The organism is Streptomyces shaanxiensis (assembly GCF_039537145.1).
Taxonomy (GTDB): Bacteria; Actinomycetota; Actinomycetes; order Streptomycetales; family Streptomycetaceae; genus Streptomyces; species Streptomyces shaanxiensis.
Window position 1 is genome coordinate 375,379 of the sequence record NZ_BAAAZY010000011.1, and the last position, 16,863, is coordinate 392,241.

A 16,863-nucleotide genomic window follows, 5' to 3' on the forward strand; every position below is an offset into this window, starting at 1 on the left:
GAAGTCATGAACATCTCTCTCGCCTGGCTGCCCGCCGACGAGTTCACACGCATCCTGAACGGCATCGAAGATCCCCACGATCGCAGCCGAGCCTTCGCCGACGCGTCCCGGATCAACACCCTCTACAGCATCATGCGCGCCGGATCCGGCCACCTCGGGTCGAGCTTCAGCGCGGCCGACACGGTCGCCTGGCTGCTGCTGCACGAGATGCGTTCGCCCTTCGGGCCGGATGGAGACATCTATTTCTCGTCCAAGGGCCACGATGCTCCCGGCCTGTACGCGTCCCTCATAGGGCTCGGCGCGCTCCCCGAGGAGAAGCTGCACCGGCTCCGCAGGTTGGGCGGTCTGCCGGGTCACCCGGACGTGAGCATCCCGCACATGCACGCCAACACCGGTTCCCTCGGCATGGGCATCTCCCGGGCCAAGGGCATGATCCTCGCCGACCGACTGGCCGGAGTGAACCGCCGCATCTACGTCCTGACCGGCGACGGCGAACTACAGGAGGGCCAGAACTGGGAGGCACTCGCCGGTGCGGTCCACCACGCCATGGGCGAGTTGACCGTCATCGTCGACCACAACAAGATCCAGTCCGACACCTGGGTCGCCGACGTGAGCGACCTGGGCGATCTGGAGGCGAAGTTCCGCGCCTTCGGCTGGGGTGTCCTGCGTTGTGACGGCAACTCGGCGCGGGAGCTCGACACCGCGTTCCGGCTGCGGCACAAGGAGCACTCCGGGATGCCCGCCGTCATCATCGCCGACACGGTGAAGGGCGCCGGAGCCGTCACCTTCGCGGCCACGTCGATGCCTGCGGGGGAGTGGCGTTACCGCTTCCACAGCGGGGCCCCGGCCACGGACGACTATGTCAGCGCCCACCAGGAACTGCTCGCGTCGCTGAACTCGCTGCTCAGCAGGCACGGTCTCGCCCCGGCCGAGCTGTCCGTGGCCGACGTCGCCCTGCCCGTCAAGGCGACCGGTCCCCAGCTTCCGCAGGTCTACGGCCGTGCCCTGGTGGAACGTGCTCTGAGCGATGACCGGATCGTGGCCCTGGACGCCGATCTGGTGCTGGACACGGGTCTGATCCCGTTCTCCGAGACGCTGCCGAAGCGCTTCTTCGAGTGTGGAATCGCGGAACAGGACATGGTCTCCATAGCCGGCGGTATGGCCTCACGCGGCCTGCTGCCCTTCGTGCACTCGTTCTCCTGCTTCCTGCACGCCCGGCCGAACGAGCAGATGTACACCAATGCGTCGGAGCACCGGAAGATCGTCTATGTGGGCTCGCTCGCGGGTCTGATCCCGGCTGCGCCCGGCCATTCCCATCAGGCGGTGCGCGACATCAGCGCGCTGGGCGCCATCCCCGGTCTGGTGGTGGTCGAGCCGGCCAACTCGGCGGCGACCGAGGCTGCGCTCGACTTCTGCATCGCCTCTGAGTCCAGCACCTACCTTCGACTCGTCAGCACTCCGGTCTCCGCGGAGGCCGAGGCACTGGGAGCGGAACCGCTGACGGTCGGCCGCGGCCGCGTCGTGCGCTCCGGCGGCACGGCGATGGCGATCGGCTCCGGCCCCATCGTTCTGACCCAATTGATGCGCGCGGCAAGGCTGTTGGCGGCCGAAGGCATCGAGCTGACTGTCGTCGACCTGCCATGGCTGAACCGTATCGACTCCGACTGGCTCGCAGATGTGACTGCGGGTACTGACGAGCTCTTCGTGGTCGAGAACCACTACACCCATGGCGGCCAGGCAGACCTGATCGCCCGGACGCTCCTGGAGCGCGGAAGTGAGAAGGTTCCCGCCTTCTGTGGCATCGGCCTCACCGAAGTGCCGAAGTGCGGCACCGAGGCGGAAGTCCTCGATGCCCACGGCCTGAGCGCCGAGCAGCTCGCCAAGCGGTTCCAGGCCCGCATCCGCCTGAGCACGCACCACTGACCGACCGGTCAGAGCGGCCTCACCAACAGAAAGAGCAGACGTCATGGACACCGTTTACAACGACCCGGCCCGTCCCCCGCAGGAGATCATCGACGGCTTCAAGGAGCTGCTGGCCGAGTACAGCCCCAGCTGTGTGGTCACCGACGGACAGCGCCGCGCCGGCGCCATCGGCGGATTCCAGGTCGTACGGCACGACCAGAAGATCGCCGGTCCCGCGTTCACCATCAACCTCTCCATCGACGACTGGGTCAACACGCTGCCGATCCTGTCCCGTGCCCAGCCCGGTGACGTCATCGTCATGGCCTGCCACGGCGTGGCCACCACGGCCATGTGGGGCGGCCTCACGGCGACGGTCTCGCACAAGTTCGGTGTGGCCGGGGCCATCATCGACGGCGCCGCACGGGACATCGACGAGATCCGCGACATCGGTTTCCCCCTCTGGTACCGCACGACCTCGCCGAGGCAGTCGCCCGGCGCCGTGCACGACCGCATCGAGCCGGTCCAAGTGAACGTCCCGGTGTCGATCGGCGGCCAGGTCATCTTCCCCGGCGACATCGTCGTTGCGGACGAGAACGGTGTGGCGACCGTGCCGTCGGCGAAGTCCAAGGACGTGCTGGAGAGCGCCCGTGAGGTGGCGCGCCGGGAGAACGAGATCCGCGACCGTATCGCCTCCGGTGCCACCGCCGCCGACCTGCGCGCCGAGTTCGGCAACCTTTAGGGAGAAACGATGCGCCTGTATATAACCGGTGCAGACGGAAGCCTGGGCAAGGCCCTGACACGGGAGCTGAACTCCCATCCCCACACGGCCGACTGGACCGTCAAGGGCGTCTCCGTCCATGACTTCGACATCGCCGACGAGGCCGCGGTGTCCGCCTCGATCGACGGCTTCCGCCCGGACATCGTCCTGCATCTGGCCGCGATCGCCATCGTGGCCCCTTGCGAGACCGACCCCGGCCTCGCCCTCCGAGTCAACGTCTCGGGCGTGCACCAGGTCTCCGAGGCATGCCGCAGGGTCGGCAGCCGTCTGGTCTACATCTCCAGCGACTACGTCTTCGACGGCGTCGAGGCCCCGGCAGAGGGCTACCGGGAGACCGACGTGCCCAACCCGCTGAGCGTGTACGCGCTGACGAAGCTCGCCGGTGAACAGATCGCGGCGCATGTGCCGGAACATCTGGTGATCCGCACCTCGTGGCTCTTCGGCGGCGCCGCCGAGAACAACGACGATGTACTGGCCACCATCAGGGCTGCCGAACGGGGTGAACGGCAGGAGCTGATCGACGATCAGTACAGCCGGCCCACCTACACGGTGGACCTGGCCCGCGCGATCGTTCACCTGATCACACGGGACGAGTTCCCGACCGGAATCGTGCATGTCGCGAACGAGGGCTGGGCCACCCGCTACGAGCTCGGCGCCTACGCGCTCATGCAATACGACCCGAAGCTCAACGCGGACCACCCACCGACGGCGATCTCCTTCGACGACTGCGAGTTCGTCGGCGGTCGGCCCAAGACCTCCGCTTTCAACACCGACCGGCTGGCGCGACTCGGCTTCGTCATGCCCGACTGGCGTGACGCGGTGGACCGGCATTGCGCCGTCCTACCCCGTCGGACCGCATCCGAAAGGACCTCCGCATGAGAATGCGCACCGGGCGATCGCACGCCCCCAACGTGTGGCGCAACTGGGCCGGCTCCGCCCAGTGTGTTCCGAGCCGTCTGGTTCGTGCGACCGACGAGGGCGACATCGTCGAGGCCGTGAATCAGGCCGCGAGTCGCGGCCTGACGCTGCGGGCGGCGGGCACCGGACACTCCTTCAACCCCATCGCGACCACCAGCGGGGTGCTCCTCGATCTGACGGGCTACACCGGCATCGTCGCTCTCGACCCCGAGACGCCCTCCGTGACCGTACGGGGCGGAACGCTGCTCAAGGAGCTCAACTGGGCGTTGGACAAGGCGGGTCTGGCCCTGTCCAACATGGGTACCCTCGAGGACCAGACCATCGCCGGCGCCATTTCCACGGGCAACCACGGCAGCGGACTGCACCACCGTCCGTTCTCCGGCCATGTGCTCGGGCTCACCCTCGTGACCGCCGACGGCAGCGTTCGCTCCTGCGGCCCCGAGGAGAACCCGGAACTCTTCCAGGCCGCGGTCACCTCCCTGGGCGCGCTGGGTGTCATCTCCACCGTGACCCTGCGCTGCGTGCCCAAGTTCAACCTGCGAGTGACGGAGGGCAGTCAGCCGCTGGAGAGCATCCTTGAGGACATCGAGGCGTATGCCGGCAGTGCGGAGCACGCCACCTTCTCTCTCAAGGGGTGGAGCGACAACGCCTCGACTCTCAAGCTGGAGCCCACCGACGCCCCGGTCTCCGTCGATGCCGCCCGCCGCCGCCGGGCCAACACCCTCGGAGAGGTGCGGTGCGCCACGGCCGGCCTGGTGGGGAGGATCGACCAGAGGGCGGTGCAGCGCATCATGACCGCGCAGCTGGGCGGCAGTGCGGGACCGGCGGACTACGTCGATGTCAGCTACAACGCCTTCACCTTCCCGCAGCCGGTCAAGTTCCTCTCCCTGGAATACGCCCTGCCCCTGACGAGGGCCACCGACGCGGTGCGCAACGTGCACGAGGACGTCAAACGCTTCGGGTTGCGTACGCCGTACTCGATCACCGTGCGCTTCGGCGCCGGCGACGAGTATCTGCTCAGCCCCGCGCAGGGACGCACAACGGCCTATGTGAACATCACCGTCCCGCGAACCGTCGGCTACACCGAACTCCTCCGTGTTTTCGAAGCGGCTCTGCAGGAGCACGACGGGCGGCCGCACTGGGGCAAGGCGCACACGGCGACGGCGGAATCGCTCGAGGATCTCTATCCGGGGTGGAAGACGTTCCAGGACATCCGGGCGGAACTCGACCCCGACAACATGTTCACGAGCGACTACCTCAGGCGTGTGCTCGGCGGCACACGCCGCGCACACTGATGCCCACGGAGGCACTGCTGTGGGACTTCGACGGCCTCATCTGTGACACGGAGCGGGCTGCGCACCGCTCCTGGGAGTTGCTCTACTCCCGGCACGGTCTGGCCTTCCCCGAAGAGGTGTGGGCGGCGATGGCCGGCCGGGCCGAAGGAGAGAAGTACGCAGCGCAGGACTTGGCCGAGCGTCTCGGCCGGGCCCTGTCCCCCGAGGAACTGGCGGAGCGACGCGGTTCGAAGGCCCGTCTGGCGAACGCCGAACCCCTGCGCCCAGGAGTGACGCAGCTGCTGGAGCGCGCCGCGCGACAGGGAATACGCAGCGCGGTCGTCTCCAGCTCCGACGAGGTCTGGGTCCGGGGCCACCTGGACCGGCTGAAGGCTCTCGAGCGGTTCACCACAGTCGTCACGGGCGAGCAGGTCGCGGCCCGCAAGCCCGCTCCCGACCTGTATCTGCGCGCCCTCGACTTGCTGGGTGTCAGCCCGAAGGCCGGCCTCGCCCTGGAGGATTCGCACGTTGGTGTGGCGGCGGCCAAGGCCGCCGGTCTGACGTGTGTGGCGGTACCGGGGGCGCTGGGCAGTCGGAACGAGCTGACGGCGGCCGACCTCGTCCTCGACAGTCTGGAACAGCTGGAACGTTTCGACGTGCCAGGCACGACAGTAAAGGTGATACCCGGATGACGATGGAACAGGAACTCGACCTGTCGGCCATGTCGATCATGGACTCTCTGGTGCGGAACGACCGCGCACACCCCGACTGGCTGTGGCGCAGCGGGGCGCTCGTTCCCTGGGCGGAAGCGAGCATCCACGTCAATGCCGTGGGCCACGCCTCGGTCGCGGCAGTCTTCGAAGGCATCAAGGCATACGTGTCCCACGACGCGACCAAGCTGCTGGCCTTCCGCCTCGATGAACATCTGCGGCGGCTGTACGAGTCGGCGCGCATCGTCCGGCTGGACATCCCCTACGGAATCGACACGCTCCGCGCCGCCGTGATCGAGGTCATCCGCGCGAACGCCTACCGTGATGACGTATATCTGCGGCCCTGGGCCTTCCCGGCCGGAATCATCCAGGAGCAGATGGTGCCCGCCGGCATCGCCTGTGAACTCGTCGTGGACAGCTGGACGTTCCAGAGCGGGCTCGGTACCGAGCGCGGTTGCCGGGCCGCGGTGAGCTCGTGGACCCGTATCAACGAGGCGTCCATGCCGCCGCGGGTGAAGGCATTCTCCAACTACCACAACGGCCGACTCGCCATGATCGAGGCGCGGGAGAACGGCCATGACTGGCCCATCCTCCTCAACGAGCGGGGGAAGGTGAGCGAGGGACCGGGCGCGTGCATCGCCATCGTCCGCGACGGTGTCGTCTCAACGCCCAACACCACCAGCGGAATTCTGGAGAGCCTGACCCGCGATACGTCGATCACACTGCTGCGGGAGCTCGGGTACACGGTCGTCGAGCGGGACGTCGACCGCACGGAGCTGTATCTGGCGGACGAGGTCTTCTTCATGGGTACGGGCTGGGAGATCCTCCCCGTGACCTGGGTCGACGGCCTGAAGGTCGGGGAGGGGACCGCGGGGCCGGTGGTCCGGGCGCTGGACGAATCGTACGCCGCCCTGGTGCGCGGAGCCTCGGATCTGCACGCGGAGTGGCTGACGGAGATTCCGTTCTGATCGGATGCTGACGCCGGACTGCCGTCCGTTTGCCCGCGTTTATTCTCCGGTAGGGGCGGGCGGCAGTCCGGCCTCGACTGTCGATTCCGTCGTTCTGCTGCGATGATGGCTCGCCACTGGCGATCGTCCGCCAGAGTCGTGCTAGGAGATAAGCCTTGTCCCTCACTGATCCCGAGATGTCGGCATCCTGGGCTGACGAACCCCTCGCGGTGACAGATGACCAGCCCTCCCCCTCGAAGCTGTCGGTGGCCGATGTACTGACGCTCGGCAACGCGGTCTGCGGCTTCTCCTCGATCTACTTCATCACGACCGCCATTCTGGTCCCCTACCTCCAGGGCAGCACCGGCAGTGGCTCGATACGGCACGGTGCGGCCACCGCCGTGATGCTCATCCTGATGGCCTCCCTCTTCGATCTGTGCGACGGGCTCGTCGCGCGGAGGTTCCGCAGCTCCGGGATGGGGGCGGAGCTCGACAACCTCTCTGATCTGGTCAGCTTCGGGCTCGCACCCGCGTACCTCGTCCTGGTGTGGGGGCTCGTCAACAACGACGGGCAGCTGGGTCTCGCCGTCGTCGCCGCGGTGGCCGTTCTACTCGGTGGCCTGTTGCGTCTGGCCAGGTTCTCCGTCACGACGATGCAGGACGGGATGTTCCAGGGCATGCCGATCCCGTTCGCGGCACTCACGGTGGTTTCCGTCGTTCTGCTCGAACTGCCCTTCTACGTCACCCTGTTCGCCGTCCTCTCTGTCGCCTGGCTCATGGTGAGCCGGGTGGAGTACCCCAAGCCCACCGGTTCGATGGCAATCGCCACGATGGGCTGGGCCGCGGTCAACATCGGTTGCCTCGTCGCCTGGGCCGCCGACGCGCCAGGCGCCGAGATCCTTCTGGTGACCGGCTGCGCGGCGCAACTCGGCCTGGCTGCCCTGCTTCCCGTGTTCGCCGGCGCGAGCCGCGTCACCTCGGCCCGCAACGCACGCTCGGCCAAGGCAGTCTGAACGAGGGCCTTACCGGGTTTCACCGAGAAGGAACCCGCCTCGACGCCTTGGGACGCGTCAACGGACGGCATGCGGCAGGGTGGGCTTGGACGGGGCTTGGGGAGCGCACCCGCCCCCAAGCCCCGCGACATCACGCGAAAACGTGAGACAGCGCGCCGTACCGGATGTCAGTCCCTCGTCCGTGTGCCCCTGCAGCACCCTGAGGGACCCCGCGTGGCACTGGTCAGCCGGGGCCTTGCCGTGCTGGTCGACGACCGTGCGCTCCATGATGGTGCTGGTCCCGAACAGGGTGTCGGAAGTGCCCCCCTTGACCTCGTCCTGGGTGATGTACGAGCGGGAACCGAGGAACCCGAGGGTGTCCTTGTCGAAGATCCATTCGTCACGGGTTGCGGAGGAGGCGTCCTCCCGTGTGACGGCGATGCCGTGACGGCCGGCGGCGTCGGGGATCTGCTGCACGCCGGGGATCTTCGCCGCTGCCTTGTAGAACGCGGAGGCGTTGGCCGACGGCATGATCGTTTCGCTCACCAGGTCGCCGATCCTGGAGAAGACGGCCTGCTCCTTCGACACGCCGTCGTCCACCCTGGTCCGGGCGTAGAGCAGTTCGAGCAGCGCGTCGGGGTCGGTGGGCAGCGAGGCCAGCCACTTGTATGTGGGGTGGTCGATGCCCGCCGTGACGGGGTCTTGCCCCGGCGACCCGAGCCCGCCGGGCCCGGCGGAAAGCGCGCGGACGTCATGCGGAGGGAATCGGCGAGGACGAGCCGCAGGAGGACTCGCTGCGACATCTGCTGGGGCAGCACATGAGGCGGCTGCGGGTCACGCGCCCGCGACCGGAACTCCCGCGCCACGTCCCTGGCAGCCCACCGCTGGTCCGCCGCCAGCCGGGCGGCCAGCTCATCGATCGGCATGCCTCGATCCAGGACGTTGGTGGCACCCGCTTCGAACAACGCCGCGGGACAGGTGCCTTCGGGCGCGAGGACCGTCACGGGCGCCAGCCGCCGCAGAATGCCGACGCGCTGACTGAGCTCCTGCGCACACCCCTCGTTCGGCACGTCCAGCACCGCCAGCGGGCACGGTCGTCGGGACAGGAGTTCTCCATAAGCACCCAGCGTCCCCCAGGCGTTGACCACCGGAGGCAGCAACTGTGTTCTGCGCGCCTCTCTGAACAGCCGGCTGCTTCGCTCCCGGTCGAGGGAGATCACCACACAGGAAACACCGGGAGGGACGGCCTGACCCGTCCCTCCCGGCTGATCGTGATCATTGCGGCCGCGTGTCAGGAAGTTGTTGCGTAAGTTGTCGCGTCCCGTAAGCACGAGCGGAAGTCGTTACGCATCAGGAGCCGTCCTCGACCCGGCCGGTGAAGATCGGGCCGACCGGCAGCTCCTCGAAGCCGAACAGCTGGATCCGCACGGCTTCCTCCGGTTCGGTCGCGCCGTCCGCGACGGTAGGTATCGACACGTCGGTGCCGAGCTGACCGGCGGGCACGACGGCAAGCAGGGAAATTCCGCCCACCTTGGACAGGGGGCGCTCCGGAAGCGCCGCTTCGCCGTAGTTCTCCAGCAGCCACTGCGGGTCCACGTCCGTGCTGGACAGCTCCGCGCCGTCGTCCGTCGGCAGGACGCTGAAGGGGACGAACATCTCGGTGTCGGCGGTCTCGGACAGGGACACCCGCCAGGTCAGGCTCTTTCCCTCGGTGACCTGGTCCGCGAGCTGCTGCGCCACGCTCACGCAGCCCTGTGTGGTTCCGCCGTGGTCGACGTGCAGCCAGATGCCGCCGCCCTTGTCCGCGTCGAGCGGGCGGACCCGGCAGCGGCACGGGGCTCGCGCTGTTCGAGGACGCCTGGCCTGGCCTGGGTCGTGCCGGGGGCGGCGGACCCGGTGGCCGATCGGTCAGATGCTCCGACGGTCGCCGACCGGCCGTCCTGGGCCGTCCTCACACCCGTCCCCGTCCCGCCACACCCCGTGAGCGTGAGGAGCAGCGCCAGGCCGGCGGCCGGCATCCCGGGACGGTGCGTCGATGAAGCCATGAGCGTCAGGCTGAAGCAGACGTATGAGGAACCCGTCAGCTTCGGACTCCGGTCCCGGACTTCGGCCGACCGGCAGACATGTCAGGAAGTCGTGAGGGTGTGGGAAGCCCCGCAGTCGGGCCTGGACCCCGGTCACCCGCGCTTAGAGTCGGCCTCGTGTGCGCACATATTCTGGTCGCGGAAGACGACGTCATGCAGGCCGAGCTCATACGGCGGCTGCTGCTTCGGGAGGGTCACACCTCCGTCGTGGTCGCCGACGGGCGGGCCGCGATCGACGAGACCGCAAGCCGCCGGCCCGACCTGGTCGTCCTGGACCTGATGCTGCCCAGGGGATCGACGGCCTCGGCGTGTGCCGTGTGCTGCGGCAGAACGGGGACACACCCGTCCTCATGCTCACCGCCCGCTCCACCGAGGACGACGTGCTGCTCGGCCTGGAGGTCGGCGCGGACGACTACATGACCAAGCCGTACAGCCCACGGGAGCTGCTGGCCCGTATAAACCAGGCCATGCGCGCCGTCCCCCTCTCACCCGCCTGAGCTGCGGTGCACTGCCGCCGTACCTCCCTGATCACCCCCGGTGCGAGGTCGGCCGACCTCTGCGCGGACGATGACGGGATGATGGCCCCCATGCGCATCCGCATCGACGCCGTCGACCTGCCCGGGCTCACCCGCCCCGCCTCCGTCGACGGCAAAGTGCCCGCCCACGGGAACATCCACATCGCCGTGCAACGCCGCGACCGTCCGGCCGAACTCCTGGAGCCACAGCCCGGCGACGCACCGTCGGCGACATGGACCCTGGAGTGCACCACGAGTTCCTCGCCGACCGGCACCGAGGTCAAAGGGCCCTACGTGCAGGACCGTCTGGGCCGACGGTTCATCTACCTGTCGTGGGGCACGGTCGACGAGTCGGGCACCTTCACGATGTTCCGCCGCGCCAAGCTCATGCTCGACGTCATCCCCGCCGACGTACTCGCCGCCGCCGCACGCGACGGGCTGCTGGTCGGACGACTCGGCCTGACCGACGCGCAGGGCGGGCCCCTGTGCGGACGCGTCGAGCCCCCGCACATCACCTGGACCGCCGCACGCGCCGGCTGAGAGCGGTTGCATACACAGACGATTCTCGTGGCGGCAGGCGCGGCACGATGTCGTCGCCGTACGGGCGGAACGCCGGCCGGCAGCCTGGCGAAAGCACCTGACCGACGAACCGGCCACCCGTCCGGTTGACGACGCGGGGTGCTCACGGGAACCGCCGTGGCTGCGGCCGTCGGCGTCGCGCCCATCTGGCCGATGTGACCTTCATCGCGGTAGTGGGGTCTCGGCGGGGTGCCCGTTGCCCCATCCGCTGATGACGACGGCAGCGGCGCATGGCTCATCGACGGAGGTCATGGCGCTGTGGCCGGAAGCACCCGGCAGGAACACTGCATCCGCGCGGATCAATATCTGTATCCGTGAAGTGAGAAATAGGTGCGGCACACGGCGAGTATTCCTCGATCACCGACACTGGCGGAATTATTTCCCGCGCAGGGCCGATCGCGGCATGCTAATGTCGATCTCAGTTGCAGGTGTGGTTGCCAGAAGGTTCATTTTCCGACGGGTTAATCAGCACGGCGACGCGGAATCCGCACAGGGCGAATTTCGCACATCGTCTCCGAAGGAGAAATGACATGGCTACTGGCACCGTGAAGTGGTTCAACGCGGAAAAGGGCTTCGGCTTCATCGAGCAGGACGGCGGCGGCGCCGACGTCTTCGCCCACTACTCGAACATCGCCACCCAGGGCTTCCGCGAGCTGCAGGAAGGCCAGAAGGTGTCGTTCGACATCGGGCAGGGTCAGAAGGGCCCGACGGCCGAGAACATCGTTCCTGCCTGACACCGGCGGCAACGCATACTTCGCAGCTGGGGCCCGCACCTTGGGGTGCGGGCCCCAGCTCGCTGCATTTTCAGGGCGCATGACGGGAAGGCCTCACCGCCTCACCGCATCACCGCACGGTGACGCATTCCCCCGTCGATCCGAATCGGCGCCCATCACCTCCGGCCCGTTCTCGCGATTCTCTGCGCCGTTCACTCTGCTGCGGAATCTCCTTGCTACGTGCCCACGTGCTCACCTCGAGGAAAGGTTCCGCTTGAACCGCGCACGCACCGCTCGCACGACCCGCACAACCCGCACCTACGACCGCTCCCGGGGTTCTGCCGCCCAGCGCTCGGGAGCGCCGCGGCGTTCCCAGGGCTACGGACGTCGACAGGCCGCACCCCAGGGCGAGTTCGCGCTGCCGAAGACGATCACGCCCGCACTGCCAGCCGTCGAGTCGTTCGCCGACCTCGCCCTGCCGGCGCCGTTGCTGGCCGCGCTGGGGCACGAGGGCGTGACCGTACCGTTCCCCATCCAGGGAGCGACCCTGCCGAACTCCCTCGCCGGACGTGACGTGCTCGGCCGCGGCCGTACCGGGTCGGGCAAGACCCTCGCTTTCGGTCTTGCGATGCTGGCCCGTACAGCGGGCCGGCGCGCGGAATCACGGCAGCCGCTTGCCTTGGTCCTCGTCCCCACCCGCGAGCTGGCCCAGCAAGTGACCGACGCGCTCACCCCGTACGCCCGCTCCGTGCGGCTGCGGCTGGCGACCGTGGTCGGCGGGATGTCCATCGGCAGGCAGGCCGGGGCGCTGCGAGCCGGGGCAGAGGTCGTCGTCGCGACGCCGGGTCGGCTCAAGGACCTCATCGGCCGTGGCGACTGCCGGCTGGACGACGTCGCCATCACCGTCCTCGACGAGGCCGACCAGATGGCCGACATGGGCTTCATGCCGCAGGTCACCGCCCTGCTCGACCAGGTGCGCCCCGAAGGACAGCGGATGCTCTTCTCCGCCACCCTGGACCGCAACGTCGACCTGCTCGTCCGCCGCTACCTGACCGACCCGGTGGTCCACTCCGTCGACCCCTCCGCGGGAGCGGTCACCACGATGGAGCACCACGTACTCCACGTGCACGAGGCGGACAAGCACCGGACGACCACCGAGATCGCGGCACGAGACGGCCGGGTGATCATGTTCCTGGACACCAAGCACGCCGTGGACCGGCTCACCAAGCACCTGCTGAACAGCGGCGTCCGCGCCGCGGCCCTGCACGGCGGCAAGTCCCAGCCCCAGCGCACCCGGACCCTCGCCCAGTTCAAGACCGGACATGTGACGGTCCTGGTGGCGACGAATGTCGCGGCCCGCGGCATCCACGTCGACAACCTCGACCTGGTCGTCAACGTCGATCCGCCCACCGACCACAAGGACTACCTGCACCGCGGCGGCCGCACCGCCCGCGCCGGCGAGTCCGGCAGCGTCGTCACCCTCGTCACCCCCGGCCAGCGCCGCGGCATGAGCCGACTGATGGCTTCGGCCGCCATCACCCCCCGGATCACCCCGGTACGTTCGGGTGAGGAGGAACTGAGCCGCATCACCGGGGCCCAGGCCCCTTCCGGAATTCCCGTCGTCATCACCGCCCCCGCCGCGGAACGCCCCCGCCGCGCCGGGTCGTCCGCGGCTTCCTCGCCCCGAGGCCGCCGCGCCCGCCCCGCCCAGGGGCGCGCCACCGGACGAGCGGGGCGGCGCAGGACGCAGCGGCCCGCCTTCGACCCGGCTGCCTAGAGGCATCGATCAGAAGCTCACCCATCCCCGAGGAGACAGCTTTGACACCGGTACAGACGCGGCGGCAACGAACGGTTCCCTCCCCCAGGAGCGCAGTCGACGACATGGACGCGGCCGGACCCCGGGTCCGGGACGACATGACCGTCGAGGTCGCCCTGGCCGTCATGGCCAGTGCCGGTGTCGAGTACCTCCTCCTGTGCGACGGGGACGACGAGTGCACGGGCTCGATCACCCGGGCAGAACTCGCCGTTCACCGCGGCAGTTCCGCGTACACGGACCGGATCCGGCTACGGGACGTCCTCGACGGACCGTTCGCCTCGCCCGCCCCTCGGCCCGTCGCCGTCGGGGAACACGGCCGGGCCCCGGGCGTGCTCGCCCTCTCCCGCTGATCCGCCTCACCCCGGTCAGTTCGTTCTCCTTCCCTCAGCCCGTCTCCATCTCTCTGTGAGGGCTCATGCGCTGTGTCATCGCCAGGTACCCGTTCGACCTGACCAAGAGCGGGGTGCTGGCCTCGATGAAGGGCATCACGCCCGAGATCGTCACAGGTGAGTCCGTGACCATCGGCCGCCGCCGCTACCCCGTCAAGCAGGTGGGCCAGGTCATCACCCGACAGGACCGCCGCGACTTCACCGGCGGCGAAGTCATCCGGGCCATGACCCGCCTCGGCTTCACCTGCCATGCCCGCCCCGACGCCGCGCCCGTGTGTGTCCCGACTCCGCTCCAGACCGCGTCGACACTGCTCGGCGCCGCCTCCATGGACGTATGAGGCCAGGCGGCAAACCGCCATCAGGATCCCCGTGAGGGCCCTGCCGACATGTGTCGGCAGGGCCCTCACGGCCGTCTCGCCGTCCGTTCTCCGCGACTGGGCCGCCGGCCACAACGGCCTGCGTCACCCGTTGTTGCAGGTCACAAGCTATCTGTTCCCCCAGATAGCTGAAATCTACTCTTGCCAGAGTAGACATTGAGTCCTGGCACGGTTAGCCTTTTTCTCGTAGACACCGGTCAAGCGAAACCCGGCAGACACGAACTGGCGGGTTGCAGTACATGAAGTTCGCAGGCCAGTGCGGCTCTGGAGTACCGAAGCCAAGTGTTCGCAGAACGGTGACGGGACTGAGAGCCACACTGGGCGGCCCGCAGGTCGAGGGGCCGCCGACAGCAGTACCGCAGTACGCAGTACCGCAGTACCAGTTCACCAAGCGGTTGGTTCAGAGGAAGGACGGAGGACGCAGACGCCATCAGGATCGCCCGGCCCGGGAAGCACTCGGCCGGGTACCGCAAGACCCCGGATTGGAAGGTGGTCCCCGGTCACGCAGCCGCGATCCCCGCACCCCCCTGCTGCAGGGCTGGTAGCGGAAACAGAAGGTCGGCACAGCAATAGGGCCGACAGATGGTGTTGAATTTCCTTCGGGGCCCTGGTGCCGTACGGCACCAGGGCCCCTCGACGCGTTGCACAACGAGGTGACATGACAGCAGATATCCCCCTCAGTGATCGTCTGGACGACGACGACTACCCCGCATACACCATGGGGCGGGCCGCCGAGATGCTCGGAACCACCCCGGCTTTCCTCCGAGCCATCGGTGAGGCCCGTCTGATCACTCCGCTTCGCTCGGAGGGCGGACACCGCCGGTACTCCCGCTACCAACTGCGGATCGCGGCGCGCGCCCGCGAGCTCGTCGACAGGGGCACCCCGATCGAGGCTGCCTGCCGCATCGTCATCCTTGAGGACCAGCTCGAGGAAGCTCAGCGCATCAACGCCGAGTACCGGAGCCGTGCCGAGCGCGAAGCGCCCGACAGCTCCCTTCCCGGTGACAGCTGATCACGTGGGCGCGTGCCGGTCGGCTCGCACACGCGCGACGCCCGATCGCCCCTGAGCGCCCGCCCGGGCCAGCAGGTCATGCCCCGCGGGTCAGCCTCCCGGCAGTGGGCGGCGGCGCCTCCGCGGTCGACAGCGGTGCGAGCCGGGACTCACACAGCGCTACCCGCAAGCCACATAAGTACAGGTCAAAGACCACGTAGCCTGCCAAGCACCGTCGCTTCCCAAGCTGGGAGCGCGAGTTCGATTCTCGTCACCCGCTCTTTTGAAGCCCCAGGTCAACGGACTGGGGCTTGTGCTATGCCGCGGCTTCCCCACCAGGACATGAGTGCTGATCGAGCACTGTTCGCGCGCTTCCCCTGTCCTCGGAACGCCCCCACGACCCCAGCGGCCCGGTCCCCCTGCTGCCACCCGGCCCGGCCGCCCGTTTGCCGTCAGTCGGGCCGTTGGGTGCGGTTTTCGTGAGCGAGGCCGTCCGGGCGGGCAGCCGTGCGTGGGCCGAGGGGAAGGATCAGGGCCCGCAGCAGCACCGGGGCCGACGGACGGAGGACCATGGAATCCGACGGGCGGCGGATCGACCCGATGTCCTGCCACCCCCACGACAGGAGGGCGTCGTAGGCCGGAGCGTCGGCTTGGTCGACCAGTGTCGCCCCGAGCGAGGCGTGGTGGTCGGCGAGCAGGCGTTGCTGGAGTCGGCGGGCGAGGTCCTGGTCGTCCGTATGGGGATGCACCACGATCTCGGTGATCGCGAAGACATGGCCGGACGCGGTGAGTTGTTCGACGCTCTGTGGAAGGGTTCCGTGGAACCCCCTCCACCACGTCCCCTCGCGCGGTACGGGGAATCCGTAGGCACACCCGGCGAAGGCACTGTCCTCTGCGATCAACAGGGCGAATCCCGCGCGCCGGATGTCACCGGTGAGCCGCCGCAGAAACGCCTCCCGGCCTCGGTATTCCTGGCCTGCCTGCGCGCGGGAGGACTCCACGTACAGATCGGCCAGGTCCTCCCGCAGGGTCTCGGCCTGCCAGCGGTTCAGCCGGCGCAGACGTACCGCGTTGGCGTGAGACGGTGTGCTTCCCTCGCCCCTTGGCGGCTCACCGCGGAGCGGGGCCGTCACGGCGCACCGCCCGCGGCAGCGGGAACCCGCGGTGACGGTGGTCGAACGGCGTGGAGCTCGTGGAGCAGGAAGCCGGAGCCGGTGAGCTCGATGATGCGGGCCAGGGTCGGCGGCGGGTAGTGCAGTTGGAGGGACGTTCCGGCATCGGTGGCGAGCCCGGATGCCGTGAGGAAGGCGTTGAGTCCGCTGGCGTCGCAGAAGGTGACCGCCGTGAGATCGACGTCGGTGGTGCGGATTCCGTCGCGCAGGCATGCGGCCAGTGCGGCGCGCACGAGCGGGGCGGTGACCAGGTCAATCTCTCCGGCGAGGGTGACCAGCGCGCGGGTGGCGTGGTCGTGGCGGTGGACGTTCAGTTGCGGAAGGGGCATGGCTCCTCGGTTCGACATACGAAGTACCCGTCGGAGAGTGCCGCGTGGCTGGGTCAGGCCCTGCCGGCCGTGCCCTCGCGGCATGCCGCCGAAACGGGGGTGCGCGGTGACGGGTGAACGGCCGGTCCGGCAGCCCGGGTTGGCGAGCACGGTGGCGGATGACGGATCGGCTGTCCGGGATGCGCCACGGGATCGGACGGAAGGTCCGCGCCCCGCGGGCATCGTGTCCTGTAGGAGTGCCGCCGAGGCCCGGACGGCATTGACTGCTCATCGGCCTCCTTGGCTTTGTGCCGTCCCCGGGCCCGGGCAGCCCGGGCTCGGGGCACAGGACACGGGAAGACCCCGGCCTGTCGTGCGCGTGCTGCGACCGGGGTCTT

Annotated in this window: 17 protein-coding genes and 2 pseudogenes; 15 read left to right on the forward strand and 4 right to left on the reverse strand. The window is 68.7% G+C overall.

Translation table 11 applies throughout. The features are described 5' to 3' along the window. Positions 1-6: 6 nt before the first annotated feature. The 7 genes from ABD932_RS21415 (at position 7) to pssA (ending at position 7,542) form a co-directional block, all read left to right on the forward strand. Positions 7-1,923, forward strand: a complete 1,917-nt coding sequence (locus ABD932_RS21415) for a transketolase family protein (RefSeq protein WP_345015126.1) — start codon at positions 7-9, stop codon at positions 1,921-1,923. 43 nt (positions 1,924-1,966) lie between these two features. Then, positions 1,967-2,641, forward strand: coding sequence for an RraA family protein (locus ABD932_RS21420; RefSeq protein WP_345015128.1), 675 nt, complete (start codon positions 1,967-1,969; stop codon positions 2,639-2,641). A 9-nt stretch (positions 2,642-2,650) separates the two neighbouring features. After that, complete coding sequence (locus ABD932_RS21425) at positions 2,651-3,559, forward strand: SDR family oxidoreductase (RefSeq protein ID WP_345015130.1); 909 nt, start codon at positions 2,651-2,653, stop codon at positions 3,557-3,559. Beyond that, entirely contained in the window at positions 3,556-4,893 is a 1,338-nt protein-coding gene (locus tag ABD932_RS21430; RefSeq protein WP_345015132.1) for a D-arabinono-1,4-lactone oxidase, read from the forward strand. Before ABD932_RS21425 ends, ABD932_RS21430 begins: the two co-directional genes overlap by 4 nt. After that, on the forward strand, positions 4,893-5,564 hold the full coding sequence (locus ABD932_RS21435; protein WP_345015134.1) for an HAD family hydrolase: 672 nt from the start codon (positions 4,893-4,895) through the stop codon (positions 5,562-5,564). The genes ABD932_RS21430 and ABD932_RS21435 overlap by 1 nt, the downstream gene beginning before the upstream one ends. Beyond that, the gene (locus tag ABD932_RS21440; RefSeq protein ID WP_345015135.1) at positions 5,561-6,550 is read left to right on the forward strand and encodes a branched-chain amino acid transaminase; all 990 of its coding nucleotides are present in this window, start codon (positions 5,561-5,563) and stop codon (positions 6,548-6,550) included. Before ABD932_RS21435 ends, ABD932_RS21440 begins: the two co-directional genes overlap by 4 nt. A 176-nt stretch (positions 6,551-6,726) precedes the next feature. After that, entirely contained in the window at positions 6,727-7,542 is an 816-nt protein-coding gene (pssA, locus tag ABD932_RS21445; protein WP_345015398.1) for a CDP-diacylglycerol--serine O-phosphatidyltransferase, read from the forward strand. A gap of 57 nt (positions 7,543-7,599) precedes the next feature. Here the strand turns inward: pssA and ABD932_RS21450 are convergent. After that, a pseudogene (locus ABD932_RS21450) lies at positions 7,600-8,265 on the reverse strand (CU044_5270 family protein); the annotation flags it as partial. Positions 8,266-8,871: 606 nt separating this feature from the next. Then, complete coding sequence (locus ABD932_RS21455) at positions 8,872-9,267, reverse strand: hypothetical protein (protein WP_345015137.1); 396 nt, start codon at positions 9,265-9,267, stop codon at positions 8,872-8,874. Between the two features lie 455 nt (positions 9,268-9,722). Between ABD932_RS21455 and ABD932_RS21460 the strand changes: the two are divergent. From ABD932_RS21460 to ABD932_RS21495, 8 genes and pseudogenes are all read left to right on the forward strand, one after another. Continuing rightward, a pseudogene (locus ABD932_RS21460) lies at positions 9,723-10,078 on the forward strand (response regulator transcription factor); the annotation flags it as partial. A gap of 114 nt (positions 10,079-10,192) precedes the next feature. Further along, on the forward strand, positions 10,193-10,660 hold the full coding sequence (locus tag ABD932_RS21465) for a DUF5990 family protein (protein WP_345015139.1): 468 nt from the start codon (positions 10,193-10,195) through the stop codon (positions 10,658-10,660). Between the two features lie 138 nt (positions 10,661-10,798). Further along, positions 10,799-10,858, forward strand: a complete 60-nt coding sequence (locus ABD932_RS21470; protein WP_345015399.1) for a hypothetical protein — start codon at positions 10,799-10,801, stop codon at positions 10,856-10,858. A 371-nt stretch (positions 10,859-11,229) separates the two neighbouring features. Next, positions 11,230-11,433 (forward strand): cold-shock protein, encoded by a 204-nt coding sequence (locus ABD932_RS21475; protein ID WP_093912074.1) that lies wholly within the window; start codon positions 11,230-11,232, stop codon positions 11,431-11,433. 253 nt (positions 11,434-11,686) lie between these two features. Further along, positions 11,687-13,189, forward strand: a complete 1,503-nt coding sequence (locus tag ABD932_RS21480; RefSeq protein ID WP_345015141.1) for a DEAD/DEAH box helicase — start codon at positions 11,687-11,689, stop codon at positions 13,187-13,189. Positions 13,190-13,293: 104 nt separating this feature from the next. Next, on the forward strand, positions 13,294-13,578 hold the full coding sequence (locus tag ABD932_RS21485; protein WP_345015143.1) for a CBS domain-containing protein: 285 nt from the start codon (positions 13,294-13,296) through the stop codon (positions 13,576-13,578). A 65-nt stretch (positions 13,579-13,643) separates the two neighbouring features. After that, positions 13,644-13,955, forward strand: a complete 312-nt coding sequence (locus tag ABD932_RS21490; RefSeq protein WP_345015144.1) for an SCO5918 family protein — start codon at positions 13,644-13,646, stop codon at positions 13,953-13,955. 697 nt (positions 13,956-14,652) lie between these two features. After that, positions 14,653-15,006 (forward strand): MerR family transcriptional regulator, encoded by a 354-nt coding sequence (locus ABD932_RS21495; RefSeq protein ID WP_345015145.1) that lies wholly within the window; start codon positions 14,653-14,655, stop codon positions 15,004-15,006. A 431-nt stretch (positions 15,007-15,437) separates the two neighbouring features. Here ABD932_RS21495 and ABD932_RS21500 read toward each other — a convergent pair whose 3' ends face one another. Both ABD932_RS21500 and ABD932_RS21505 read right to left on the reverse strand, forming a co-directional pair. Beyond that, positions 15,438-16,118 carry a hypothetical protein gene (locus ABD932_RS21500; protein WP_345015146.1) on the reverse strand — a complete coding sequence of 227 codons (681 nt, stop codon included), beginning with the start codon at positions 16,116-16,118 and terminating at the stop codon, positions 15,438-15,440. After that, positions 16,115-16,486, reverse strand: coding sequence for an STAS domain-containing protein (locus ABD932_RS21505; protein ID WP_345015147.1), 372 nt, complete (start codon positions 16,484-16,486; stop codon positions 16,115-16,117). Before ABD932_RS21505 ends, ABD932_RS21500 begins: the two co-directional genes overlap by 4 nt. Positions 16,487-16,863 lie beyond the last annotated feature (377 nt).